Annotated in this window: 20 protein-coding genes; 13 read left to right on the forward strand and 7 right to left on the reverse strand. The window is 66.9% G+C overall.

The annotated features are described in order from the left end of the window. Positions 1-50 precede the first annotated feature (50 nt). A complete protein-coding gene (locus tag ACFQZZ_RS27925) occupies positions 51-317 on the reverse strand; it encodes a GlsB/YeaQ/YmgE family stress response membrane protein (RefSeq protein WP_378686674.1) in 267 nt (88 codons plus the stop codon). A 225-nt stretch (positions 318-542) separates the two neighbouring features. Between ACFQZZ_RS27925 and ACFQZZ_RS27930 the strand changes: the two genes are divergently transcribed. Next, complete coding sequence (locus ACFQZZ_RS27930; protein WP_378686676.1) at positions 543-1,571, forward strand: beta-ketoacyl-ACP synthase III; 1,029 nt, start codon at positions 543-545, stop codon at positions 1,569-1,571. An 88-nt stretch (positions 1,572-1,659) separates the two neighbouring features. Here the strand turns inward: ACFQZZ_RS27930 and ACFQZZ_RS27935 are convergent, their stop codons facing one another. Then, positions 1,660-2,115 (reverse strand): SRPBCC family protein, encoded by a 456-nt coding sequence (locus tag ACFQZZ_RS27935; protein ID WP_378686678.1) that lies wholly within the window; start codon positions 2,113-2,115, stop codon positions 1,660-1,662. A gap of 463 nt (positions 2,116-2,578) precedes the next feature. Here ACFQZZ_RS27935 and ACFQZZ_RS27940 point away from each other — a divergent pair, with 463 nt between their 5' ends. The 4 genes from ACFQZZ_RS27940 (at position 2,579) to ACFQZZ_RS27955 (ending at position 6,774) form a co-directional block, all read left to right on the forward strand. After that, positions 2,579-4,246 carry an FAD-dependent oxidoreductase gene (locus ACFQZZ_RS27940; RefSeq protein WP_378686679.1) on the forward strand — a complete coding sequence of 556 codons (1,668 nt, stop codon included), beginning with the start codon at positions 2,579-2,581 and terminating at the stop codon, positions 4,244-4,246. 14 nt (positions 4,247-4,260) lie between these two features. After that, positions 4,261-5,787 (forward strand): ATP-binding protein, encoded by a 1,527-nt coding sequence (locus ACFQZZ_RS27945; RefSeq protein ID WP_378686681.1) that lies wholly within the window; start codon positions 4,261-4,263, stop codon positions 5,785-5,787. Continuing rightward, positions 5,784-6,137, forward strand: coding sequence for a UBP-type zinc finger domain-containing protein (locus ACFQZZ_RS27950; RefSeq protein WP_378686683.1), 354 nt, complete (start codon positions 5,784-5,786; stop codon positions 6,135-6,137). The genes ACFQZZ_RS27945 and ACFQZZ_RS27950 overlap by 4 nt, the downstream gene beginning before the upstream one ends. Positions 6,138-6,321: 184 nt before the next feature. After that, a complete protein-coding gene (locus ACFQZZ_RS27955) occupies positions 6,322-6,774 on the forward strand; it encodes a hypothetical protein (RefSeq protein WP_378686685.1) in 453 nt (150 codons plus the stop codon). Between the two features lie 65 nt (positions 6,775-6,839). Here the strand turns inward: ACFQZZ_RS27955 and ACFQZZ_RS27960 are convergent, their stop codons facing one another. Continuing rightward, positions 6,840-7,448, reverse strand: a complete 609-nt coding sequence (locus ACFQZZ_RS27960; protein ID WP_378686687.1) for a hypothetical protein — start codon at positions 7,446-7,448, stop codon at positions 6,840-6,842. A gap of 465 nt (positions 7,449-7,913) precedes the next feature. Between ACFQZZ_RS27960 and ACFQZZ_RS27965 the strand changes: the two genes are divergently transcribed. The 7 genes from ACFQZZ_RS27965 (at position 7,914) to ACFQZZ_RS27995 (ending at position 17,433) form a co-directional block, all read left to right on the forward strand. After that, on the forward strand, positions 7,914-10,181 hold the full coding sequence (locus ACFQZZ_RS27965; RefSeq protein ID WP_378686689.1) for an AAA family ATPase: 2,268 nt from the start codon (positions 7,914-7,916) through the stop codon (positions 10,179-10,181). Positions 10,182-10,318: 137 nt separating this feature from the next. Next, positions 10,319-11,626: a hypothetical protein gene (locus ACFQZZ_RS27970; protein ID WP_378686691.1), complete on the forward strand. Its 1,308-nt coding sequence runs from the start codon at positions 10,319-10,321 to the stop codon at positions 11,624-11,626. A 111-nt stretch (positions 11,627-11,737) separates the two neighbouring features. Next, positions 11,738-14,626: a Na+/H+ antiporter subunit A gene (locus ACFQZZ_RS27975; protein ID WP_378686693.1), complete on the forward strand. Its 2,889-nt coding sequence runs from the start codon at positions 11,738-11,740 to the stop codon at positions 14,624-14,626. Continuing rightward, positions 14,623-15,006: a Na(+)/H(+) antiporter subunit C gene (locus ACFQZZ_RS27980; RefSeq protein ID WP_378686695.1), complete on the forward strand. Its 384-nt coding sequence runs from the start codon at positions 14,623-14,625 to the stop codon at positions 15,004-15,006. The genes ACFQZZ_RS27975 and ACFQZZ_RS27980 overlap by 4 nt, the downstream gene beginning before the upstream one ends. Continuing rightward, complete coding sequence (locus ACFQZZ_RS27985; protein WP_378686697.1) at positions 15,003-16,619, forward strand: Na+/H+ antiporter subunit D; 1,617 nt, start codon at positions 15,003-15,005, stop codon at positions 16,617-16,619. The genes ACFQZZ_RS27980 and ACFQZZ_RS27985 overlap by 4 nt, the downstream gene beginning before the upstream one ends. A 17-nt stretch (positions 16,620-16,636) precedes the next feature. Further along, complete coding sequence (locus ACFQZZ_RS27990; RefSeq protein ID WP_378687137.1) at positions 16,637-17,176, forward strand: Na+/H+ antiporter subunit E; 540 nt, start codon at positions 16,637-16,639, stop codon at positions 17,174-17,176. Then, positions 17,173-17,433, forward strand: coding sequence for a monovalent cation/H+ antiporter complex subunit F (locus ACFQZZ_RS27995; RefSeq protein ID WP_378686699.1), 261 nt, complete (start codon positions 17,173-17,175; stop codon positions 17,431-17,433). The genes ACFQZZ_RS27990 and ACFQZZ_RS27995 overlap by 4 nt, the downstream gene beginning before the upstream one ends. A 34-nt stretch (positions 17,434-17,467) precedes the next feature. Here the strand turns inward: ACFQZZ_RS27995 and ACFQZZ_RS28000 are convergent, their stop codons facing one another. Then, entirely contained in the window at positions 17,468-18,619 is a 1,152-nt protein-coding gene (locus tag ACFQZZ_RS28000; protein WP_378686700.1) for an RNA-guided endonuclease InsQ/TnpB family protein, read from the reverse strand. Positions 18,620-18,729: 110 nt separating this feature from the next. Between ACFQZZ_RS28000 and mnhG the strand changes: the two genes are divergently transcribed. Then, positions 18,730-19,068, forward strand: a complete 339-nt coding sequence (gene mnhG, locus ACFQZZ_RS28005) for a monovalent cation/H(+) antiporter subunit G (protein WP_378686702.1) — start codon at positions 18,730-18,732, stop codon at positions 19,066-19,068. 92 nt (positions 19,069-19,160) lie between these two features. On the opposite strand, the gene ACFQZZ_RS28010 is transcribed toward mnhG, so the two are convergent. The 3 genes from ACFQZZ_RS28010 to ACFQZZ_RS28020 form a co-directional block, all read right to left on the reverse strand. Next, the gene (locus tag ACFQZZ_RS28010) at positions 19,161-20,474 is read right to left on the reverse strand and encodes a DUF5933 domain-containing protein (protein ID WP_378686703.1); all 1,314 of its coding nucleotides are present in this window, start codon (positions 20,472-20,474) and stop codon (positions 19,161-19,163) included. Positions 20,475-20,599: 125 nt separating this feature from the next. Continuing rightward, complete coding sequence (locus tag ACFQZZ_RS28015; RefSeq protein ID WP_378686705.1) at positions 20,600-21,745, reverse strand: glutamate--cysteine ligase; 1,146 nt, start codon at positions 21,743-21,745, stop codon at positions 20,600-20,602. Between the two features lie 11 nt (positions 21,746-21,756). Beyond that, positions 21,757-22,440, reverse strand: coding sequence for a superoxide dismutase family protein (locus tag ACFQZZ_RS28020; RefSeq protein WP_378686707.1), 684 nt, complete (start codon positions 22,438-22,440; stop codon positions 21,757-21,759). Between the last annotated feature and the right edge of the window lie 104 nt (positions 22,441-22,544).

Below are 22,544 nucleotides of genomic sequence, written 5' to 3' on the forward strand. Positions count from 1 at the left end.
GCAAGCGATCACACCTTACGGGAACGGAGCCTGTGGCACGTGCTGTCAGTTCAGGCCCTGCGACTGGTGACCAGCTTCACCAGGAACAACAGAATCGCAGCACCGCCGAGGCAGGTGAAGAAACTGAACCAGAGGCCGCCGCCCTCGACATCGACGCCGAGCAGCTTCAGCAGAAATCCGCCGAGTAGACCTCCGACAACGCCGACGACAATGTTGAGGAGAATGCCCTGCTGAGCATCCGTCTTCATGAACTTGCTGGCGATCCAGCCGGCGAGCCCGCCGATGATGATCCAGCCGATAATCCCGAGTCCCAGCATGTTGTCCTCGAATCACTAGTCGGTGCATGCCGCCAACAGGAAAAGGCGTGCTCCGAGGGTATACCCGCCGAATGTGAGAATACGCACGCCCACTCGGCGATCTTGGGGCTAATATGAGGGGGCCTCATGTCTACGGCGACGTAGGAGGAGGGCGGATGAGGAACTCATTTACATGCTTCGGGGTACAACCCGGCGGCGCCGCCGCAGGTACATAGGAGACGCATAATGGCTGCTCGAATCGCCCAGTACACCGGGGCAGAGCACACGGCGATCCTCGGGCTCGGCGTATACCGCCCCGCCCGGGTCGTCACGAACGATGAGGTGGCGGGCCCGATCGACTCGAGCGACGAGTGGATCAGGACCAGGTCGGGCATCAAGACTCGACGGTTCGCTTCGGAAACGGAAACGATCCAGAGCATGAGCGTCGCGGCGGCCCGCGACGCGCTCGAATCCGCAGGGGTCGCAGTCGACCATGTCGATTGCGTGATCGTTGCTACGTCCACCCATCTGCTGCTCACCCCGGCGGCGGCACCGCGCATCGCCACCGAGCTCGGCATGAACGGCGCGGCGGCCTTCGACATCTCCGCCGGTTGTGCGGGCTTCTGTCACGCGCTGGCGCTCGCCTCGGATCTGGTGCGCGGCGGCACCGCGAACCACGTGCTGGTGATCGGTGTCGAGAAGCTGACCAACACCGTCAATCCGACCGACCGCTCCACCGCATTCCTGTTCGCCGACGGTGCGGGCGCCGTGGTGGTCGGGCCGTCGGACACCGTCGGGATCGGTCCGACGGTGTGGGGTTCGGACGGCACCCAGCATCACGCGATCCGGCAGGACAAGGACTGGATGGAGTTCTTCGCCGAGATCGAGGAGAAGGGGCTCGACGCGGTCCGCCCCTACATGGCGATGGAGGGCACCGCGGTGTTCCGCTGGGCGGCGCACTCCTTGGAGAAGGTCTGCCGCGACGCCATCGATCGGGCCGGCCTGTCCACCGACGATCTGGACGCGATGATTCCGCACCAGGCCAACGGCCGGATCATCGAGATCATGGCCCGCGTACTGAAGCTGCCGGAGAACTGCGCGCTGGCCAACGACATCGAAGAGACCGGCAATACATCGGCCGCCTCGATACCGCTTGCCATGGAGGCGCTGCTACGCAACGGCGAGTCGAAGCCGGGCGATACCGCGCTGCTCATCGCCTTCGGCGCGGGCCTTTCCTACGCCGCACAGGTGGTGACACTGCCGAATTGGCAGTAGTCACCCGATAATTCAGCCGATGCCCCGACGGTGACTTTCACTATGTAAGTCACCGTCGGGGCATCGGGTTCGCGAGCGAAGTTACGCACTACACCTGCGCTTCGACCGCCGTCTTGATCTTGCCGAGCGTCTCGTTCATGCCGCGCATGAGTTGCTCTTCGAACGGCTGCTCGCCGCCGAGCGCGGCATTGATCGCCTTGCGGGAAAACCAGGTGGTGCCGTTGGGGACGTCGCGGCGCTCGATCAGCCTGGTGCCGGTCGCGGTCGGCTCCAACGTGTAGCTCCAGACGCTGCGGTTCTCGTTGATGCGGAACGCGAAGGCCTGGTTGGGTTCATAGCGGACGATCCGCGCGGTGGTCGGCCAGTACTTCTTGCCATCGCGGTTGAGGTTGAACGTCCAGGTACCCGCCTTCGGCGTGCCGAGCGCGAACATCCGAACGCACTGCGGGCTGAATTCCGGCATCCGCTTCAGGTCGCCGATGGCGGCCCACACCTGCTCCGGGGGTGCGGAGATATCGATCGTGACTTCGAGATTTTTCGGCAACACTGCCTCCGGGAGAACTGCGGCGACCGGACATATTTCGGTCCGTCGGCACGATTTGACGATTACCCACATCCTAGTCGGCGGCAGTTGGAAGACAAACGCGTCACATTTTCGAGATTTATTTACCTGCCCGTGTAATGGCCGGCGCACAATAACGGATAGACGAAGCATCAGCCACTGCCACCAGCTTTCCCGTCCAGCGTGAGGTGATCGGCCGTGAAACTGCGCTCTCTCTTACATCGTCGGCACGCGGAACAACTTCCGTTGCTTCCCGCTATCGAACCCACCGACGGATCCATGGCCCGTGGCTCGCCTCCTCCGAGCACAAACCAGAAGATCGCCCGAGAAGAGCTGCTCGAACGCCTGCTCACGCCAGTCGAACTCGACTTGGTGCGAAAGCATCGGGTGTGACCGCGAGCAAACGCCGACGACAACGGCCAGCCCGAGGCTCCATACTCGTTAGGTGACTTCACCCGCTGCTACGAAGCCGGCCATCCTCAGCGTCGACGACGATCCAGGGGTCTCCCGCGCGGTCGTCCGCGACCTGCGTCGCCGCTACGGCGCCGATTACCGGATTCTGCGCGCGGAATCGGGCGCCACCGCGCTCGACGCGCTTCGTGAGATGAAACTGCGCGGCCAGCCGGTCGCGGTATTGATCGCCGATTACCGGATGCCTGGCATGGACGGCATCGAATTCCTCGAGCAGGCGATGGACCTGCACCCCTACGCGCGCCGCGTGCTGTTGACCGCCTACGCCGATACCAGCGCAGCGATCGACGCGATCAATGTCATCGATCTCGACCACTATCTGCTCAAGCCGTGGGATCCGCCGGAGGAGAAGCTGTATCCGGTGCTCGACGGGTTGCTGGAGGCCTGGCGCAGCAGCGAGCAGCGGCCGGTGACCGAGACCAAGGTGGTCGGCAACCGGTGGTCGCCGCGGTCGTCGGAGGTGCGCGAGTTCCTGGCCCGCAATCAGCTGCCCTACCGCTGGTACCTCGCCGACGAACCCGAAGGCGCGCGGCTGCTGGAGGCAGCGGGCGCCGATCCGGAACGATGTCCCGTCGTCATCACCGAAGCCGGACAGACACTGGTACAGCCGAGCGACGGCGAGCTGGCCGAGAGCGTCGGTCTCAGCACGAACCCGACCGGTGACTTCTACGACCTCATCGTGGTCGGTGGTGGCCCGGCCGGTCTCGGCGCCGCCGTGTACGGCGCGTCCGAGGGCCTGCGCACAGTGCTCGTCGAGCGCACCGCAACCGGCGGCCAGGCCGGGCAGAGTTCGCGCATCGAGAATTACCTGGGCTTCCCGGATGGCGTGTCCGGATCGCAGCTGGCCGACCGGGCCAGGCGACAGGCGGCCAAGTTCGGTGCGGAGGTGATCACGACACGCGAGGTGGTCGGCCTCGAGGTGAACGGATCCGCGCGCACCGTGCGGTTCGCCGACGGCGGACGCCTCTGCGCGCACACCGTGATCATCGCGACCGGCGTCGACTATCGCCGCCACTCCGCTCCTGGCGTCGACGACTTCACCGGGCGCGGGGTCTATTACGGCTCCGCCATGACCGAGGCATCCGAGTGCTCCGACCATGACGTCTACATCGTCGGCGGGGCGAATTCGGCGGGCCAGGCCGCGGTATTCCTCTCCCGCAATGCCCGCACCGTGCACCTGGTGATCCGTGCGGACTCACTGGACAAGTCCATGTCGCATTACCTGATTCAGCAGATCGGGCAGATAGCGAACATCAGGGTGCACACCCGCACCGAGGTGATCTCCGCCGACGGCGACGACCACCTGCAACAGATCGTGCTGCGCAATAACGAAACCGGCGTCGAGGAGAAGGCCGAGGCCGAGCGGCTTTTCCTCTTCATCGGCGCCGCACCGCAGACCGACTGGCTCGATGGGGTGATCAAGCGGGATCAAGCCGGATATGTGCTGGCCGGGCCCGATCTGCTCGTCGACGGTGTCAGACCAGCAGGCTGGGAATTGCCGCGGCCGCCACATCACTTGGAAACAAGTGTGCCTGGGGTCTTCGTGGCCGGAGACGTACACGCCGACTCGGCCAAACGCGTGGCATCGGCAGTCGGCGAGGGCGCGATGGCGGTCATGCTCGTGCACCGGTATCTGGCGTAATCAGGAGGCTGAAGATGAATTCGAAAGATACTGCCGCGCGCAGCAGCCGACTCGTCTGCGATCCCGCGGAGTTGCGCACCCTTTTCCTGTTCGAGAAGCTCGACGACCAACAGCTCGACTGGCTGTGCGCGGACGGACGGGTTGAGACCATCGAACCCGGCCTGGTCTTTCGCGAGGGCGATCCGGCGACTTGCTTCTACGTGCTGATGGACGGCGAAGTGGTACTCACCAAACTCTCCAGCGGCACCGAGATCGAAATGGTCCGCACCGACCACAAAGGCGCGTACGCGGGCGCCTGGATGGCCTACATGGGCGACAAGGTCGACCAGACCTACAACGGATCCATGTCCGTGCCGCGGCCATCACGGTTCTTCGTGCTGGACGCGGGCACTTTCGCCAGAATGATGCACGAGTGGTTCCCGATGGCGGTGCACATGCTGGAGGGCGCGTTCTTCGGCAACCGCAACTCCAATGAACGCATCGCCCAGCGCGAGCGGCTGCTCGCACTCGGGTCGCTCTCGGCGGGCCTGACCCACGAGCTGAACAACCCCGCGGCTGCCGCGGTGCGCGCCACCTCCGGATTGCGTGAGCGGATCGCCGGGATGCGGCACAAGCTGGCGATGATGGCCGAGGGCAAGTTCGACACGGAATCCCTTGCCTCACTCGTGCGCTTGCAGGAGGAGGCGGCGGCGCAGGTTGCCAAGGCGCCGGAGCTGACGCCGATGGAAGCGGCCGACCGCGAGGACCTGCTCGGCGAATGGCTGGAGGAGCACGGTATCGGCGACGCCTGGAATCTGGCGCCGAATTTCGTGCAGGCCGGCTTCGACGTCGACTGGCTCGAGCGCGTGGCCGCGACCCTCGACGGATGCCCGGACCAGGTCTTCCAGGGCGCAATCCGGTGGCTGAACTACACCATCGAGACCGAGCTGCTGATGAACGAGATCGCCGACTCGACCACCCGCATCTCCTCGCTCGTCGGTGCGGCCAAACAGTATTCGCAGATGGACCGCGCGCCGTTCCAGGTGATCGACATCCACGAGCTGCTCGACAGCACACTGGTCATGCTCAGTCGCAAGGTCGGCGACGGGGTGCAGGTGGTCAAGGAGTACGACCGCACGCTGCCGCAGGTGCCCTGCTATGCGGCAGAACTGAACCAGGTGTGGACCAACCTGATCGACAACGCGGTGTACGCGATGAACGGCCAGGGCACCCTGACGATTCGCACCAGGCACGAAAACGACTGCGCCGTTGTCGAAATCGGCGACACTGGGCCCGGCGTCCCGGCCGAGGCGCGCAGCCGCATCTTCGAACCGTTCTTCACCACCAAACCGGTCGGCGAGGGCACCGGGCTCGGCCTGGACATCTCGTTCAGGATCGTGGTGAACAAGCACAACGGCGATATCCAGCTCGACTCGGAGCCGGGCAATACGCGATTCACCGTCTGGCTCCCGCTGCACCGCTCCGAGGAGAATCAGGCCGAGGCGAACCCGGCCGACGACAATCATGGCGAACCGGAATCCAACGCAGGAGGTCACCGATGACGCAAGAGCTAGAGGGGATCGACCCGACCGTCGCGCCGAGCGGACCGGGCTGCGCCGAATGCGAAGCGGCACAGGGCTGGTGGGTGCATCTGCGCCGCTGCGCCCAGTGCGGGCACGTCGGCTGCTGCGACAGCTCGCCCGCTCAGCACGCATCCAAGCACGCCAAAGAAACCAGCCACCCGTTCATCCAGAGCTTCGAACCCGGCGAGGATTGGTTCTGGGACTTCCGCTCCGAGGAGATGTACGGCAGCGGACCGGAGTTGGCCGCACCGACCAGTCATCCGGCCGACCAGCCGGTACCTGGCCCGCGTGGGCGCGTGCCCGCCGACTGGCAGGCCCACATTCACTGACTTTCAGTGATCGTTTGGGCGATCATAAGGCGCCCATCGCACAGTGGAGCGACAGCGCCGGTAGGTGAGAACCGGCGCCCGATCCGCTGCGGAGCCTCCCATGACCACGACCCGATCGCACCCGGTACGCTGCACCGAACGCGCTGGAGGCTCCGGCGCCTCTAGTCACCGGGAAATGCACGTTATGAAGCGAACTTCCGCCATCGCCCTCGCCGCAGGGGCGGTGGCTCTGCTGCTGGCAGGCTGCGGCGGGTCGGATGAATCCGCCGAGGCCAACGGCCTGCGCAAGGGTACGACCGGCACCAGCACCTCGGCACCGTCCCAGTCCGGAGCGGGGACCGCGGGCGCGCCGACCACCGGCGCGGGCGCTGCGACCACCGGCGCGGGCGCTCCGACAACGCCTGCCAAGACCGACTACTCGTCGCTCGGCCCGGCCTCGCGCACCACCTGCGCCGAATTCAGGGCGCTCGACGGCGCGGCGGAGAAAGCATTGATCGAGCAGATACTCGCGGAGCACCCGGACAGCTCCTTCGCGGGGAGCCCGAATGTCGCTCTCGGTACCGCCAAGCTGGTCTGCCTGGCACCGAGCAATGCCGAAACCCCGGTCGCCGTTGCCGCGGGAATCGTCAAAAAGTAGGACCGAACACAACGCGCGTGCGCAGCACTCTGGCTGCGCACGCGCGTTTTTCATGCTGTGACTGCTCAGGGCTGGCCGGTGGCCAGCGCGGTCAAGGCGTCGATGAACGGCTGACCGCCCGTTGCCGCGCCGCCCGCGAGCGCACCGACGACGATGCCGGTCGGCCCGGTGATGAGGCTGAAGATGCCGAACCCGAGCAGACCGCCGATGAATCCGCCGAGCATGCCGCCGAGGATCATGCCGACAATGTTCTGGCTGGCTTGCTGCACGAAGTTGTCGAAGGCGCTGATGTCCTTCAAATCGGCGATGTCCTTCGGGCTCACTTCCGGTGTCAGCGTGAGGCTTCGACCACTGTCGTCGATCTTGTAGGACACCGGGATGGCGTGCCCGGCGACCTCGAACGTCAGCGGCACCTCGGCGACGACCGCGCCGTTTTCGGCCTGCACCGCCACCGCGGCGCCATTCCCGCTGAGCGCGAATTTGCCCGCGTCGAGGGTGGTGGTCACGACCTTGGCATCACGGGACAGCGCGGTGTTGTAGCCGATTCCCTGCTCGACCCCCGAGGTGGACACGGTCTGCTCGACGGCCGCCGGTTGCGCGTCAGCGGTGCCCGCGGTAATTCCCACCGCGGCGATGGCCAGGAATGCGGTCGCGCTGAACTTTCCGAACTTCATTCTTTGAATCCCCTCCAAAAGACTGCCGACCCGATCGGATCGACCGTCGGGGACGTTACAGCGTCCGCAAGCGGCTGGGCCACAAGGGATTCCCAGCATCGGAGGCGGACTCGGCGGGCTGTCGTACCACGAAACAGTTCGTTCGCCAGGGCATAACTGAAATACGACTACCGCAGCACATCTGCGCCCAACAAATCGCAAATATTCGCGATAAACAGTGCGCTAGACCTTCGCACGCCACCGTGGATCGCCACGATTTATCGATTGCTGTAGTCGCGATTCGATCGGCGGACGACCGGGTCGCCACGCAGTCTTGCGACCACAGCGCGGCCGACGACGAAACAAGGCGACGCCCGGTTCCGTGAAAACATTCACAATTCCGTTTACGGGATGCGAATTGCGGATCGAGGCGCTCGCGCTGGGGATTTTTCGGCGGGCGCGCCCGCGCCCGGGCAGAATGGCACGGTGGCAGAACTGGCTCTCACCGCTCGCTTGAATCCGTCCGCCGCCGATGCCCGCCGCGGCGTGGTCCGGCTGCATCCGGAGGTGCTGACCGCGCTCGGGCTGCGTGAGTGGGACGGCATCGCGCTGGTCGGGTCGCGGCGGACCGCCGCCGTCGTCGGGGTCGCGCCCGCGAACACACCCGCGGGGGTGGCGCTGCTCGACGACGTCACGCTGTCCAACGCGGGGCTGCGCGAGGATGCCACCGTGGTGGTGTCGCCCGTGACCGTGTACGGCGCAAAACAGATCTCGGTGAGCGGGTCGGTGCACGCCACCCGGACCATTCCGGCGGCGACACTGCGTCAGGCGCTGCTCGGCAAGGTCGTGACGGTCGGTGACGCGGTGTCGCTGCTGCCACGCGACCTCGGTCCCGATATCAGTTCTTCGGCTGCCACCCAGGCGCTTTCACGCACCTTCGGCATCGCGTGGACCACCGAGCTGCTCACCGTGACCGCCACCGATCCAGGGCGCGCACCGGTGAGCGTGCAGCCGAATACCGCTGTCGTCTGGGGTGCGGGCGTGGTCGCCGCGCGCGAGGCCGCCGATCGCGCGGCGGCCGGGGTGCCGATCCCGGTGGGCGAGGCCTCGCACGCGGCGGCCGCGGCGGGCGAACTGGCCGCCATGGCCGCGACGAACGGGGCGCTGTCGGGGTTGGGCGCGGGCACCGGCCGAGCGGCGGTCCCGGTCGAGGATCTGGCGGGTGCGCACGGACAGGCCGCGAAACTCGCCGAGTGGCTCAGCCTCGCGCTCGATGAGCCGGAATTGCTGAAAACCCTCGGCGCCACACCGCATCTCGGGGTGCTGATCACCGGCCCCGCCGGTGCGGGCAAGGCCACTCTGGCCCGCTCGGTGAGCACACCGCGCCGCGTCATCGAGCTGGACGGCCCGACAATCGGCGCGGCCGAGAGCGGCATCCGGTTGCGCGAGGTCGCCGCGGCGGTCGCCGAGAGCGGTTCCGGACAGGGCGGGATCCTGCTCATCACCGACATCGACGCGCTGCTGCCCGCGCAGGCCGAACCGGTCGCCACCCTCATTCTCGACCAACTGCGGGCGGCGGTCGCCGAACCCTGCGTCGCATTCCTCGCGACCACCGCGCATCCGGCCGATATCGATACCCGGCTGCGAGCTCCCGACCTGTGCGATCGCGAACTCGCACTGGCGCTGCCGACGGCCGCGGTACGCAAGGCACTGCTGGAGCAGCTGCTGCGCAAGGTTCCGACGGAGGAACTGCAACTGGACGAAATCGCGGCAAGGACACCTGGTTTCGTGGTGTCCGATCTCGCGGCGCTGTGTCGGGAAGCGGCGCTGCGCGCGGCATCCCGTGCAAGCAAACAACATTCGGACCCTATGCTGACCCAGGACGATCTACTCGGTGCGCTCGAGGTGATCCGGCCGCTATCGCGTTCCGGTGTCGACGAACTCGCGATCGGCAGCCTCGACCTCGACGATGTCGGCGACATGGTCGAGACCAAACAGGCGCTGACCGAAACCGTGCTCTGGCCGCTGCGCCATCCGGATTCCTTCGCCCGCCTCGGTATCGATCCGCCGCGCGGCCTGCTGCTCTACGGCCCGCCCGGCTGCGGCAAGACCTTCCTGGTTCGCGCGCTGGCGGGCACCGGCCAGCTCAGCGTGCACGCGGTGAAGGGCGCAGAGCTGATGGACAAATGGGTCGGTGCCTCTGAGCGGGCCGTGCGCGAATTGTTTCAGCGCGCACGCGATTCCGCGCCCTCACTGATCTTCCTCGACGAGGTGGACGCATTGGCGCCGCGGCGCGGCCAGAGCGGTGACTCCGGCGTCGGCGACCGCGTGGTCGCGGCCCTGCTCACCGAACTCGACGGGGTGGAACCGCTGCGCGATGTGGTGGTGCTCGGTGCGACGAACCGGCCGGAGCTGATCGATCCCGCATTGCTGCGCCCCGGCAGGCTGGAGCGACTGGTGTTCGTACCGCCGCCGGACAGCGACGCCCGCCTGGAGATCCTGCGCACGGCGGGCCGGGCGGTACCGCTGGCCGACGATGTCGATCTCGCCGCGCTCGCCGCCGACCTGGACGGGTACTCCGCGGCCGACTGTGCCGCCCTGCTGCGCGAGGCCGCGCTTACCGCGATGCGGCGGAATATGGACGCCGCCGACGTCACCGCGGCCGATGTCGCGGCGGCCAGGGCAGTGGTGCGGCCCTCGCTCGATCCGGACCAGGTGGAGTCGCTACGCCGCTACGCCGACACCCGCGGCTAGTGCGGCGCGGGGGTGTCGCCGATACCGGGCAAACTCACCATAGTCGGCGTCTTACTGGCCTTTCCGCAGGTCGGACATAGCCGGGCAATGTATCGGTAACCACAAATTCAACGACCGCACACAGGTATGTTCGCATCGTGCGCAGGATCGGCGATGCGGTCGACACGATCACGGCCTTTCTGGGGGCCGCGGTCGCCGGCGTGGCGCTGTTTCTGCCGATCACCTTCACGTGGACGGGCGAGAGCACGCCGTATCGGATGACCAGTCTCATCAACAGCGTGCCACGCGGCGCCGCTATCGGCGTGATCGTCGCGGTCGCGGTCGCCGTGGTGGTGACCACCTTCACCCGCCCGCTGACGGCGTGGGCGACAGCACTCGGTGGCGCGCTCGGCATGTATATCAATCACTTTGCCGGACGCCACGTTTCCTCACCCGACATGCTGACCACGCAGAACTATCTGGACGCGGTGTGCGCGGGTGTCCTGCTCGGCGCGCTCGGTGCGGCGGTGCTGCGCAGGCCGGCGCCCGCGGTCGGATTCGCACTGGGTGGCGCGGGCTTCTTCGTATTCGGCGACCTCGCCCAATTGCTCGAAATCACCGATCGCGACCCGTTGCGGGTGCTGGAAACTCCGCCACGATGGCTGATCGCGGCGGCGGTTTGGTTACTGGTGATCAGCGCCTACCGGAACCGTTCCCGGCCGCAGCAAGAGCGGCCACCACGGATTGCCGTCGAACTCCCGGTGACGCCGATCCTCGCGGCCATGGTGCTTTCGCTCGTCGTTCTCGCCGTCACCGAATGGCTGGCCCGCCAGTACGAGGACGCACCCGATGTCAGTCACGCGGTCGATATCGGACTCGCGGTCACCGCGACCACACTCGCCGCCACGGCCGCGGCCATGCTGCTGCCCGGCCGCGATGGCGCAGGCGTCTACCTCGCGGCGAGTCTGGTTCCCGCCGCCGACGCCATCGGCTACGCCCCTCGCCCGGGCTGGAGCGTGCTTGTGGTGCTCGCGCTGACGGCCGTCGGACTGTTCATCGGGATCCGGCTGCCCTCGAAGGCGCTCGCGATCACGCTGATCGCCGGGCTTGCCGGGTACGCCATCGTCACCGCGAGCAACGATGGTGCCGTCGTACTCGCGGCAGGCAGCACCGCCCTCGCGCTGACGGCGGGCTATTGCTGCGGCGCGGCGTGGCCACGCTACGCCCCGAGCGGTGTGCTGGCGATCGCGGCCCTGTACCTGCCCTCGATCGTCACCGCGGTAGGGCTCCAGCACAACGTGGGGCCGATGCACGGCGCCTCCACCGGCTCATCGATACCGGGTCGGACCGCGCTCGCGATCGCGATTTGTTCGGCCGTCGGGTTGGCCGCGCTGCACCGCTTCCGGCCGCGCAGCCGACCGCAACCGGACGAATCCACCGACGACGAAAAATTAGCGGATATATAGCCGATCCGCTCCGACATGGCCGACGCCATACTCGCTCGAACCACCGAAAACACGCGCTCCGCGTAGGATTTACCCGCATCACCCCGCCGCCCCGACCCGACGGAGTGCAGTTTGCTCGCAATCCTGCTCGCGCATGCCACAGCCGCGCTCGCGGCACCGTTGTGTGTGCGGGCGTTGGGCCGCAATGCGTTCTATGTTCTCGCGCTCGTCCCGCTCGGCGGCCTGGGATGGGTGATCGCGAATTGGGGTAGCACACAGCAGGTTCGGATCGCGTGGGCGCCGAGTATCGAGATGAACATCGATCTGCGTTTCGATTCCCTCGCCGCCGTCATGTCGGCACTCGTCCTCGGCATCGGCACGCTGATCCTGATCTACTGCGCCAGGTATTTCGAGGACGACGAGCCGCAGCTCGGGATTTTCGCTGCCGAGATGGTCGCCTTTGCCGGTGCCATGTTCGGCCTGGTCACCAGCGACAACATGCTGCTGCTTTTCGTCTTCTGGGAAGCCACGACGGTGTTGTCGTTCCTGCTGGTCGGCCACAACGCCGAGCAGGCGGTCAGCCGCAGGGCGGCGATCCAGGCGCTGCTGGTGACCGGCGCGGGTGGGCTCGCGATGCTCGTCGGCATCATCATCCTCGGCGAGGCGAGCGACAGCTATCTGCTGTCGGACCTGCTCGCACGGGCGCGGCCGCCGGACGGCAACGCGGTGAATGTCGCTGTGGTGCTGCTGCTCATCGGGGCGTTGAGCAAATCGGCGATCGTGCCGTTGCACTTCTGGTTGCCCGGTGCGATGGCCGCGCCGACCCCGGTCAGTGCGTATCTGCACGCCGCCGCCATGGTGAAGGCGGGCGTGTATCTGGTGGCCCGGCTTGCGCCGGTGTTCGCGAGCAGCCCGGCATGGCATCCGTTGATCCTGACCCTCGGGGTGGCGTCGATGCTGCTGGCCGGGTTCCGGTCACTACAGGTGTCCGACCTCAAACTGGTGCTGGCATTCGGCACGGTGAGCCAGCTCGGCTTCCTGATGCTGCTGGTCGGCCTCGGCACCCCGGACGCTGCCCTCGCCGGCGTCACACTGATCGTCGCGCACGCGTTCTTCAAGGGGTGTCTGTTCATGGTGGTCGGCATCATCGACCACGGGGCGGGCACGCGGGATCTACGGCGACTGTCCGGCCTCGGCCGCCGCGCACCGGTGCTGTGCGCGGTCGCGGTTCTCGCCGCGCTCAGCATGGCCGGGATACCGCCGCTGCTCGGCTTTGTCGGCAAGGAAAGTGCGCTGACCGCCATCCTGGACACCGAATCGCTCGCCGGGCCGGCCAGGGCCGCCCTTGCCACCGGAGTGGTGCTCGGATCCATGCTGACGGTCGGCTACAGCATCCGCTTCGTATGGGGAGCGTTCGCGGACAAGCCAGGGACCGCTCGGCACGGCGCGGACGACGCGGACTTGCATGGCGCGGCGGATCGGACTCCGGACGGCCAGGGGAACGGACACTGGCATGCGCCCGGTGCGCTCTTCCTGGCAGCGCCCGCGGTACTCGCGGTGGCGGGCTCGGCCGCGGGCCTGGCCGCACCATGGGTAGACGAGCTGCTGAGCCCGTACGCGAAAACCCTTCCAGGGATCCTGGATTCACATCTGGCGCTGTGGCACGGATTCAATGCCCCGCTCGCGCTGACGATTCTCATCATCGCCGCGGGCATCGCGCTGTTCGGAGTACGCGCCCGCATCGGAGAATCCGCGCGGCCCAGATTCGGCAACGCCGACCGCGCCTACGACGCCACCCTCGCGGCGATGGACCGGCTGTCACTGCGGATGACCGGTGCGGTGCAGCGGGGTTCGCTACCGTTGAGCCAGGCGACCATCCTCGGCACGCTGATCGTCCTGCCGCCGGTGTTGCTCGCGATCGGCACCCGCACTGGAGTCGAGCTGCGCCTGTGGGATTCGCCGCTGCAACTGGCCGTCGGGTCGATCATGGCGGCCATGGCGCTCAGCGCGACGCTGCTGCGCAATCGGTTGGCCAGCGTCCTGGTCGTCGGCGGCACCGGCTACGGGTGCGGTGTGATCTTCGCGCTGCACGGCGCCCCGGATCTCGCACTCACCCAATTCCTGGTCGAGACACTGACATTGGTGATCTTCGTGTTGGTGTTGCGCGCCTTCCCCGCGGAGATCGAAGACAGCCGCACGGCCGCCTTCAAGATGCGAAGGGCGGTGCTCGCCGCCGGGGTCGGCGCGACGGTGGCGGCGCTCGCCGCGTTCGCCACCGCCGCACGCAGCACCGAACCGATCTGGCGCCTGATCCCTGACGCCGCCTACACATTCGGTGGCGGCAAGAACGCGGTCAACGTACTGCTCGTGGATATCCGCGCGTGGGACACCCTCGGCGAGATCTCCGTGCTCGTTGTCGCCGCGACCGGTGTCGCCTCGCTGGTGTTCCGCAGCCGCCGTTTCGGCAGCGCGCCGCGCGCCGTCGACGCCCCGAACTACGACCCGGACCTGGTGAGCTGGTTGCCCGCCGGTCGGCTCGTCGATCGCCGGGAGCGATCGATGGTCCTGCAGATCACCACCCGCCTGGTCTTCCCGACCATCATGGTGCTGTCGGTGTACTTCTTCTTCTCCGGCCACAATGCGCCCGGCGGCGGTTTCGCGGGCGGGCTCACCGCCGGACTCGCGTTGACCCTGCGCTATCTCGCGGGCGGACGGTACGAACTCGGTGAGGCACTACCCGTCGACGCGGGTCACGTGCTCGGCGCCGGGCTGACACTGGCCGCGGGAACCGCGGCCGGCTCACTGCTGTTCGGGGCGCCGCCGCTGTCCTCGGCGATGCTGGAGGTGACGCTGCCGGTGCTCGGGCACATCAAACTGGTCACCGCCTCGTTCTTCGATCTCGGCGTCTATCTGATCGTGGTCGGCCTGGTGCTCGACGTGCTGCGCAGCCTCGGCGCGCGGCTGGACAAGGAATTGTCGACCGACGAAACCGCGTCGGCGAACGGCGGTTTCCGGTCGTGACGGCAAATCTGACCCTGCTGGTCCTCGTCGGCGTACTGGTGGCCTGCGGGGTATACCTGATCCTCGAACGCGCCGTGTCGAAGATGCTGCTCGGCATGATCCTGTTCGGCAATGCGGTGAATCTGCTGATCCTGACCGTCGGCGGACCGAGCGGCAGACCCCCGATTCGCGGCGACGCCGACAACGCGCACGAGCGGATGGCCGATCCGCTGGCCCAGGCGATGGTGCTCACCGCGATCGTGATCACCATGGGCCTCGCCGCATTCGTCCTCGCGCTCGCCTACCGGTCCTACAGCCTCACCACCACGGAGGATGTCCAGAACGACCGGGAAGACGTCGATATCGCCGCGCGGCGCGAGCGAGAGGACCCGGAGGATTGAGCCTGTCGCCGGATCTGCTGCCCGTGCTGGCACCGCTGCCCGTGCTGGTCCCGTTGCTCGGTGCCGCCGCCACCCTGGTGTTGGGACGCAAGCCACGTAGCCAGCGTTCGCTCATGCTGTTCGCGCTGACCTCCGTTGTCGTGATCTGCGGGCTGCTGCTGTACCTGGCCGATCGGGACGGGACGACCGCCGTGCAGGTCGGCGGCTGGGAAACGCCGATCGGGATCACCTTGGTGGTGGATCGGCTCTCCGCCGCGATGCTGCTCGTCTCGTCCATCGTGCTGCTGGTCGTCGCCCTCTACGGTGCGGGCCAGAACATCCGTGACGGCGACGCCCGCCAGCCGACCTCGATCTACCGGCCCACGTATCTGGTGCTGACAGCCGGTGTTTCGGCGGCATTCCTCGCCGGTGATCTGTTCAATCTGTTCGTCGGTTTCGAGATCCTGCTTGCCGCGTCGTTCGTGCTGCTGACCGTCGGCGCCACCGCCGACCGGATACGCGCGGGTGTGGCGTACGTGATGGTCTCGATGCTGTCGTCGCTGATCTTCCTGACCGGCATCGGGCTGGCCTACGCGGCCACCGGAACGCTGAACCTGGCGCAGTTGGCCATCCGAATGGGCGAGGTGCCCCATGGCACTCGCACCGCCATCTACGCGGTGCTGCTTGTGGCGTTCGGCATCAAGGCGGCGGTCTTCCCGCTGTCGAACTGGCTGCCGGACTCCTACCCCACCGCTCCCGCGCCGGTGACCGCCGTCTTCGCCGGGCTGCTCACGAAGGTCGGCGTGTACGCGATCATTCGGACACACACGCTGCTGTTTCCCGACGGCGGCTTCGATTCGGTGCTGCTGGTCTGCGGACTGCTCACCATGTTGGTCGGCATCTTCGGCGCGATCGCGCAGAACGATATCCGCCGCCTGCTGTCGTTCACACTGGTCAGCCATATCGGCTACATGGTGTTCGGTGTCGGGCTCGCCACCACGGCCGGGCTGGCGGGCTCGGTTTTCTATGTGGCGCACCACATCCTGGTACAGACCACATTGTTCCTGGTGGTCGGGCTGATCGAACGGCAGGCCGGATCGGTGACGCTGCGCAGGCTCGGCGGGCTGGCCGCCGCGAGTCCACTGCTTGCCGTGCTCTTCCTGATCCCCGCGCTCAATCTCGCTGGGATACCGCCGTTCTCAGGTTTCATCGGCAAAGTCACGCTGTTGCAAGCGGGCGCGGCGGACGGCAGCGTGCTGGCCTTGGTGTTGGTGGCGGGCTCGGTGGTCACCAGCCTGCTGACGCTGTATGTCGTCGCGCGAGTGTGGAGCAAGGCATTCTGGCGGCCGAGGTCGGAGGCGCCGGAGGGCCATCTCACGGCCGCGAAACCGCCGACCCTGATCGAGGATTCGACCGATGTGCTCTACGACGAACGCACCGACCCGGGCCGCATGCCGGTGCTGATGGTGCTCTCGACGACGGCACTGGTCGCGGTCGGTCTCAGCCTCACCGTGCTGGCCGGGCCTATCCTCGGCATCGCCGACCGCGCCGCGACGGATCTGCGCAATCCCGTGGTGTATATCCGTGCGGTGCTCGGTAATTCGGGAACAGACGAGCCGGGAGCGGTCCGATGAGCCTCGGTCGCGCGGCGGTGAATCGGGAGCGGGCCGTCCGAGTCGGCATCCTGCTCTGGCTGACCGCCGTCTACATGGCGCTGTGGGGTGACCTCAGCGTCGCCAACCTGCTGGCCGGGCTCGCCGTCGCCGCGCTGATCATGGTGACACTGCCACTGCCGCGGGTGCCGGTCGCCGGGCGACTGCACCCGCTGTCGCTGGCCGAACTCATTGTGGTGAGCGTGTACTACGCGCTCGAATCCAGTCTCCAGGTGGCCTGGTTCGCGATCCGGCCGGCCCGGCCGCCGGTCTCCGGCGTGCTGCGGCTGCGCATGGAGATCAAATCCGATCTGGTGCTCGCCTTGTGCACGGATCTGCTGAATCTGATTCCGGGAACGATGGTGCTGGAGATCGAGAAACAACGCCGCGTCGTCTTCGTCCACGTGCTCGATGTGGGCAGCGAGGGGGCCGTGGACAAGTTCTATCGGACCACCCGGCGGCTGGAGCGATTGCTGATCGACTCGTTCGAGCGTCCCGCCGAATGGCAGCTCACCGAGCCACCGGAGGTGAACAAATGACCGTCGTCGCCATTGTCGCCGCCGTGCTGTTGACGGCAGCGGCCGTGATCACCAGCTACCGAGTGCTGGCCGGGCCGAGCACCCTGGACCGGGTCGTCGGCATCGACTCGCTGATGGCGATCGCCGCCTCCGGGCTCGCGGTCTGGGCGGCCTACAGCGACGACACCACCGTGCTTCCCGCGATCGTCGCGTTGGCGCTCGTCGGGTTCCTCGGCTCGGCCGCCGTTTCCCGATTCCGAGTCAGGGACGACCGTTAACGCTTCCCCTGCCTGAAGGCAGGAGATTCTCAGCTCAGACCGCAACCGAACCACCCACCCGAAGGAGGTGATCCGCTTGTCTCACATCGTCAACGCTGATGTGGCCGCGTTCTGCCACAACCAGAATCACTCCGGCAGCGTTCCGGTCCCGACCAGCGGTATAACCGCAATCGGGGCATCGGAAAGTTCGTTCGCGCAGTTCCAGTCGCTTGGCTCTCGCAAAACAGTCACTGCACGTCATCGTCGTAAAGGCGGGCTGAACCAACACCACCCTCCGGCCAGCCCGCACACCACGCTCGATCAACTCCCGCGTCGCCCCACCGATCGCCGCGTCCGCAGCCTTACGCGCCATCGTCGACTTCGCCAGAAACTTCGGCCTGAAATCCTCCACAGCGATCAACCCATGACTGGCGACAACACGTTTCGCCCACACCCGCGAATCATGCCGGGTTCGACGGGCCGCTTTCTTGTGCAACTTCGCCACCTGCCGGGTGGCCCGCTGGTAACCGGCGGACTGGGGGCCGCGTGTACCACTGTGCCGACGCGCCATACGCCGTTGCGCTTTCGCCAGTTCCGCGGCGCACCGCTTCCGATGCCCCAGAAACGGCAGATCGAACTCGGTGTCGGTGGTCGTGGCCGTGGTAGTCACACCCCAGTCGATACCGACACCACCCTCTGCTACCGGCACGGATTCCACCGCACGGCGGACGACGAACGAGGCATACCAATGCCCCAGACTGTCCCGGGTGATACGAACAGACGACGGATCCGACGGCGATTCCCGCGACCACACGACCGGGATGGAAACCCCTTTCGGCAGGAGCAGCCTGCCAGCGCGGATAGTGAACCCGCGCACGGTGTATTCCAGCGACGGCAGCGCCTTCTTACGTGGTTTGAACCTCGGCCGGCCACGCCCTTTCACCTGGAACGAATGGTCCAGGGCTTGCGCGTAAGTACGCAGCGTCTGCTGCTGAGCGACCTGCGACCCCTCCCGCAACCACTCGTTGCGGCCACGCGCTTCGGTGAGCAGCTTCCCGAGCTTGCCGAAGGACAGACGACCACCCGACTTTTGTTGGTGCACAGCCTCATTCCACAGAAACCGGCACCGATGCCACTCCGAGACCAGCGCCCGCTCCGCCCGCACGCCAGGGCGCAGACGATAGCTGTACCGCACCACCTCATCCACACCCGGCAATGTAACCGACACCACCGACAAATCCCCGCGACCCAACCTCTGAAAGGAGGATGGCGCTTCCTCTCCCTCGTGAACGAGGGAGTATCCGCGCCAAACACCCGATGACACTGTGGCACTGGGTTTCCGCCGTGCTGATCCTGTCCGGCGCCGTCTTGGCACTGACCGCGGCGATCGCGATCGTGCGCTTCCGCGACACCCTCGCACGCATGCACGCCGCCACCAAACCGCAGGTGATCGGGCTGATCCTGGTACTGGGGGGCGCGGCGATCCCACTGCGCGGCCACGGCAACGTCTGGTTGCTGGTCCTGGTCGGCTTGTTCACCCTGCTCACGGCCCCGGTCATCGCGCACTTGATCGGCCGCACCGCGTACCGCGAACAGCGCCACCGCGACGGCTTGCTCCGGGTCAACGAGCTCGGCGACGACATCGACGGCCCCTGACTCGCCGAGCACCGATCTCGCTGAGCCTCAGCCTCGTCAGGCCCGGCGCCCATCGTCTCGGCGAAAGCCCGGACCGGTACCCGACCGCGGGATCACCCCACCGAGGACGCGGCGAGCTCCTGATCCGTCGACGCGACCCCAGGACGCCCGGCGAACCAGGTGGCATGGAAGGCAGCGGCCATCGCCGCCAGCAGCGCAAGTACGACCGTGCCTGCCAGCACCGGGTATTCGGCCATCGGGACGGCCAGGTAGCGGTAGGAGAGCAACAGTGTGGTGAGGATCGCGGCGCCGAAGCCGACCAGCCGGACGCGGAACAGGCCCCAGCCGCGTTCGGGTTCACGCAGCACCGACTCGACGGTCAGGCAGAGCACCGCGCCTGCGACCAGGTCGACGCCGTAGTGGTAGCCGAAGCCGAGTGTCGCGGTCAGGGTGCCGAGCAGCCAGAAGGCGCCGCCCCAGCGCAGCCAGAGCGGGGCCCGCTCGCCGTTGGTGTCGCGGCGGGTGTGCAGGAATACCGACAGCGCCCAGGCCGTATGCATGGACGGCATGCAGTTGCGCGGCGTCGCGGCGTCGAACGGAAGTGGCGCGGGGCTGCGATCGATCGGCGGCAGCACGCCCGGCCAGAAATTGCCGACCTGCAGCCCGTTGCCGTCGGGTCCGAACGCGAACATCGGACCCACCACCGGGAAGATCACGTAGATGACCGGGCCGAGCAGCCCCAGCACCAGAAACGTCCGCACCAGATAGTGAGTCGGCCACTGCCCGGTGGGGACCACCCGGCGCAGCTGCCACACCGCGACGACGATCGCCGCGACCGGCAGCTCGATGTACACCCAGTGCAGCACCGCGTAGACCGCGGGGCCGAGCGCGTCGACTACCCGGCCCATCACCCACGACGGATCGCCGAGGGCATGGTCGGCCAGCATTACGTATTCGTCGAGCACCGTCGGCCTGGTGATCACCGTGACGTGCAGCCAGACATCACCCACCTTGGTGGCGAGGATCAGCAATGCGCCGAGCGCCGCGGCATGCAGCGCGTTGCGCCGCTCGATGCCGCTCCAGCGCAGCCAGGCGAGCACCGCGAGCCCGGTGAGCACGATCACCGGGCCGTTGCCGACGGTTACCGGATCGCCTGCCAGCAGCCGCCCTCCGGCACACACCAGGTCGATGGCAACGGCCGCGCCGAGCGCGATGATTCGGCGCCGCATCGAGATACCGACCAGGGCGAGCAACAGCCCGGCCCATGGCACCGACATGGACTTGGGTGTGCCGACGTAGTCGTGCCAGAGGCTCTCCAGCGGCCCTTCGAAGCCCTGCTCGATGGCCACGATTTGCAGGGCGATCAGCAGGATCGGCACGGCGGCCACAGCAGCCGCCACCCACACCCGGGCATGCGGTACACGCATCCGTGCCTTCGCACTTCCAACTCTGGAACCCGGATCTTCGACAAGCACGTCGACCATAGTAAACGGGGGATGAACGCCACCCCACTGGCCAACTGAACGACAGTCGACCGAAACGGTGTGAAAACTTACTGGTCCAACTCTTTGACCAGGGCGTCGACCACCGCGATCAGATCGCCCTGGGCGGCCGCGGCGACTTTGCGCTGCCGCTGATACGACGCGCCACGCTCCGGAATCTCGGCGACCAGTCGCAGCTCGTCCGCGCACCCGAGCCGCTTGGCCGTCGGCTCCAACCGGTTCAGCAGATCAATCAGGTCATCGGTGACCAACCGCTCGTTGCTGTCGGCGTCCACGATGACGATCGCGTCCAGGCCGTAGCGGGCGGCCCGCCACTTGTTCTCCTGTACGTGCCACGGCTGCAACGTCGGCAGCCGTTCGCCGTTCTCGACCCGCTGGTCGAGATCCACGATCAAGCAGTGGATGAACGAGGCCATCGCCGCCAATTCCGCGCGGGTCGAGATGCCGTCGCAAATGCGCACCTCGATCGTGCCCCACTTGGGCGCGGGCCGGATGTCCCAGTGCATGCCGCCGAGCTGCTCGAACACCCCGGTCTTCATCTGGTCGTGCACGAAATGCTCGAACTCCGTCCAGTTTTCGAACTGGAACGGCAATCCGGCGGTGGGCAGCTGCTGGAACATCAGCGTCCGATTGCTCGCGTATCCGGTGTCCGAACCCGCCCACATCGGCGAGGACGCCGATAGCGCGAGTAGATGCGGATACGAGAGCAGCATCGAGTTCAGGATCGGAAAGACCTTGTCCCGGTGGGAAACCCCGACGTGCACGTGCACGCCCCAGATCATCATCTGGCGACCCCACCACTGGGTGCGCTCGATCAGCTCGTCGTAATGCGCTGAACGGGTGAGCTGCTGCGCCGTCCACTGGGCGAACGGATGGGTGCCCGCGCAGAACAGATCGACACCGAGTGGGTCGGCGGCGCGGCGCACGGTTTCCATGGTGGCGCTCAGATCGTCGACCACCTCACCGACGGTGTTGTGCACCCCGGTGACCAGCTCGACAGTATTGCGCAGCAACTCCTTGGTGACCTGCGGTGTGCCGTCGTGCGCCCGGAGGTCGCCCACCGAATCGAAGACTGCCGCAGCCGTATTCGACAGATCACGGGTGACCTTGTCGACCAGCGCGATCTCCCATTCGACACCGATCGTCGGCCGGGGCGAACCTTGGAAGGGAACCCGCTCGATTCCTGCCCCGGCCATATCGAACCTTGCTACTGGATGACGCCGCAGGCGACACGGCCACCCGCGTCGCCGGTTGCCAGAGTGGTGTCGTCCGGGCCGGCAACGCCGTCGGCTCGGACATAACGGTTGGGTATGTTGCCGAAGTTGTCGGCGTCGGCGTGGATGATCAGGGCCTTGCCCTTGATCTCCTCCAGGGTCACCGCGTCGGTGGTGGTGACCAGCTTCGCCATGCCGTCTTCCCGGACCTCGAGCGAGGTCAGGTCGCCGCTGGCCGGGTGTGCGTTGGCGCTGCCGACCTGCAGGTGGCCGCCTGCCGAGAGGAAGGCACCCGCCGGTCCGCCGGTGGGCGCGACCGAGTTGGCCTCGCACTTGCCGACCTGGTGGATGTGCATCCCGTGGAATCCGGGCCGCAAACCGTGAGCCTCGACCGCGACCTGCAGGTGGTGACCGTCCTTGGTGAAGTTCGCGGTGCCGACAGCGGCGCCCGCGGGGTCCTTCAGCTCGACCTTCACACCGCTGTTGGCGTCGGCGCTGCCGTGCTCGGTACCGGTTCCGGCTGCCGGAGCGGACTCGCCGGTCCACACCGGGGGCGTGGTTCCCTTGACGTCACTCGACTCCTGACTGTTGGAACAGGCAGCGAGGCCGAAGACTGCGACCGCAAGCACCGGGGTCACAGTCCGCCAGGACGGGCGACGAGTTGTGGACGGGGCCATTGGGGGAACTCCTTTACGAGTACCGAGTTTACGAGTAAAGCTGGGTGGACACGTTCGTTCCGGACAAGATGATGCCACGCCCGTCGTGTCGCACGAGTGACCGG

The organism is Nocardia sp. GCM10030253, from assembly GCF_042675075.1.
GTDB lineage: Bacteria > Actinomycetota > Actinomycetes > Mycobacteriales > Mycobacteriaceae > Nocardia.

Excerpts from the sequence above, each read along its gene's own strand:
- ACFQZZ_RS27925 (WP_378686674.1), bottom strand. The coding sequence starts at position 317 with ATGCTGGGACTCGGGATTATCGGCTGGATCATCATCGGCGGGCTCGCC.
- ACFQZZ_RS27930 (WP_378686676.1), top strand. The coding sequence starts at position 543 with ATGGCTGCTCGAATCGCCCAGTACACCGGGGCAGAGCACACGGCGATC.
- ACFQZZ_RS27945 (WP_378686681.1), top strand. The coding sequence starts at position 4,261 with ATGAATTCGAAAGATACTGCCGCGCGCAGCAGCCGACTCGTCTGCGAT.
- ACFQZZ_RS27950 (WP_378686683.1), top strand. The coding sequence starts at position 5,784 with ATGACGCAAGAGCTAGAGGGGATCGACCCGACCGTCGCGCCGAGCGGA.
- ACFQZZ_RS27955 (WP_378686685.1), top strand. The coding sequence starts at position 6,322 with ATGAAGCGAACTTCCGCCATCGCCCTCGCCGCAGGGGCGGTGGCTCTG.
- ACFQZZ_RS27960 (WP_378686687.1), bottom strand. The coding sequence starts at position 7,448 with ATGAAGTTCGGAAAGTTCAGCGCGACCGCATTCCTGGCCATCGCCGCG.
- ACFQZZ_RS27995 (WP_378686699.1), top strand. The coding sequence starts at position 17,173 with ATGACCGTCGTCGCCATTGTCGCCGCCGTGCTGTTGACGGCAGCGGCC.
- mnhG (WP_378686702.1), top strand. The coding sequence starts at position 18,730 with ATGACACTGTGGCACTGGGTTTCCGCCGTGCTGATCCTGTCCGGCGCC.
- ACFQZZ_RS28010 (WP_378686703.1), bottom strand. The coding sequence starts at position 20,474 with ATGCGTGTACCGCATGCCCGGGTGTGGGTGGCGGCTGCTGTGGCCGCC.
- ACFQZZ_RS28015 (WP_378686705.1), bottom strand. The coding sequence starts at position 21,745 with ATGGCCGGGGCAGGAATCGAGCGGGTTCCCTTCCAAGGTTCGCCCCGG.
- ACFQZZ_RS28020 (WP_378686707.1), bottom strand. The coding sequence starts at position 22,440 with ATGGCCCCGTCCACAACTCGTCGCCCGTCCTGGCGGACTGTGACCCCG.